Source organism: Halomonas sp., from assembly GCF_014859505.1.
Taxonomy (GTDB): Bacteria; Pseudomonadota; Gammaproteobacteria; order Pseudomonadales; family Halomonadaceae; genus Halomonas.
This window is the reverse complement of sequence record NZ_JACUUD010000238.1, coordinates 1-2,104: the sequence shown is the minus strand read 5'-3', so window position 1 is coordinate 2,104 and position 2,104 is coordinate 1. Positions and strand designations below refer to the sequence as shown.

The following is a 2,104-nucleotide window of genomic DNA, read 5'->3' as shown; positions in this document are numbered from 1 at the left end:
TTAGGATCTTGACGGCCGGTGAGCCGATCTCCTGCATGATGTCCACCGCCTGGGCCATCGTTCTGAGCCAGTAGCCGTGATGGTCCACCAGCGTGTTCAGCGGCTCGATGACGATGGTCAGGCCGCTGTCCTCAGCCACCTCGGCCACCGCGGCCGTCTGGCGCACCACCCGGCGACGGGTGATCTCATAGCTCTCGTCGTCGTAACTGTTCCCGGTGGTGGCGATGATCGTCCTGCAGCCCAGCTCGCCCGCCACCGCGGCCGTCTCCTTCATCCCCTGCACCAGCTCGGCCTCGTAGCTGCGCCTCAGCAGGCTGAAGCCCGGCTCCAGGCAGAGGGCGGCCACCGCCAGGTTGTGCATCGCCGCGGCCGACTTGATCTTGGCCACGTCCTTGCCCTTCCAGCCCCAGAACTCAAAGGCCTGGAAGCCCAGCCCGGCCACCCGCGCGATGCGCTCCTCGTACGGTAGATCGCGCCAGAACATCTCGATACAGACCGATAGGCGAACCATGTCTCCTCCCTGTTTCAGTTCCTACAGCGGACCCGCTCCCATAGAAGCCTATGCCTTAGCCATGTCTCGGGGCTTGGCCCTGCGGCGCCCCACATTGGCGCTAGCTTGTGGGGGCCGGCCAGTTCTGCACTTGGTAGGCCCACCCCCCCCCACCCCCCTCCCACGAGGAGTTCAGGGGCGGACAGGTTTGAACTGCACCTTAAGAATCTTAACATGGTCATGAACCGGGTGGCGCGAATACCAGGTTGCGGACGCAGCGTGTGAAGAGCTGTCTCGACCAGTTCGGCGCATCCCAGTCGGTGAGCTCCTGGTGGAGTGGCACGGGATAGTCGGCTTGCAGTGCCTGATGCAGCTTCTCGAGCCCCAGATGGAATAGGCTGCGTTTGGCGGCCCATGGTCTCGTACGCCGCCCGCCCGCCGGTACGTTCGCAAGATACTCTGCAGCCACCTGCGTGCCGGCAAATAGGGCGATCCAGGTAGCCAACGCCATGCCGACCAGGAGACGCTCGATGTGGGCGATATCCCTCACCTGGCCCTGTTCCCAACGCCAGCCGTAGGACTTGTAGTCGCGGAAGGTGGCCTCGATGCCGTACCGGCGCCGGTACCAGCGCAGCAAGTACCAGCGCGGCGGCAGATCGCTCACCAGGCACAGCGGGTCGTCGAAGGAGCGGCCCCAGTATACGATCACACTGGCTTCGCGCCAGCCGCGCTTCTTGAACACCCGACCCCGCAGCTTGCTTCGTTGGCCCGGCACGCGCACCAGATCCTTCACTGGGCGCTCCACACCGCGCCTGTCCCTGTAGCGCGTCTGACCCTGCACACGCACCGCATAGTGCCAGCCACGCTGGGTGAGCAGATCGGTGAAGGCTGGCGTGCCAAAAGCACGGTCCGCCAGCCAAGTGACCTTGACCCGGAGCGGCAACAACTCCGCGACCAGGGCCAACAAGGCCTCAACGCGGGTCCAGAAGCCGTCACCTTCGAGGGGCGTGTTCGCTGGCCACACCGCCCAAGCGAGCGGGAGAGCGCGGCCGCGATACCATATCGCTGCCGAGAGCATCACGACGTCGTCTTCCTCGGTGGTCGGGTCCATGATCAGGAGCAGCTCCGAGGGACGACCCCAGAGAAGACGCTCTTTGGCGAAGGGATGAAAACACAGAGCCGCCGTGACCTGATCGTCGTTCTCGATGCGGCGCACACGACGCTCGATGCTCTCGGGTTTCGCCCCGCTCAGACCGAGCGTGTGCACTGCCTTGGCGATCGCCGCTGGCGAAGCGCTCTTTCCCTTGATCATGCCGGTCACGAGCAAGGTGAGACGATCGAGCGTGCTCTCGCGAACCTCCGGGCTCACATGGTCGCTTAACAACTGGCGGATTTTGTGGCATACTACAGCCGCTGGCATGATGCCTCTCTCTAGGACCTCGGCAGGTCTTTTGAGGGGCATCATGCCACATTCTTTCGCACCTGCAAAATCCTTATGATCGTGTTAAGATTCTTGTGACCTGTCCGCCCCTGAACCCCCGGGGGGGAGAGGGTCAGATTGAGGGGGGATTCCCGCGCCCAGCCAGGCGTTCCAACTCAATCGAACTGCCCGGA

2 protein-coding genes are annotated in these 2,104 nt (G+C 63.9%); both read right to left on the bottom strand.

Annotation, left to right across the window (positions count from 1 at the left end; all coding sequences use genetic code 11):
• A partial coding sequence (locus IBX53_RS15875; protein WP_290911275.1) for a sugar phosphate isomerase/epimerase family protein occupies window positions 1-511 on the bottom strand: 511 nt, incomplete at its 3' end.
• Window positions 512-728: 217 nt separating this feature from the next.
• Complete coding sequence (locus IBX53_RS15870) at window positions 729-1,955, bottom strand: transposase (protein ID WP_290911272.1); 1,227 nt, start codon at window positions 1,953-1,955, stop codon at window positions 729-731.
• Between the last annotated feature and the right edge of the window lie 149 nt (window positions 1,956-2,104).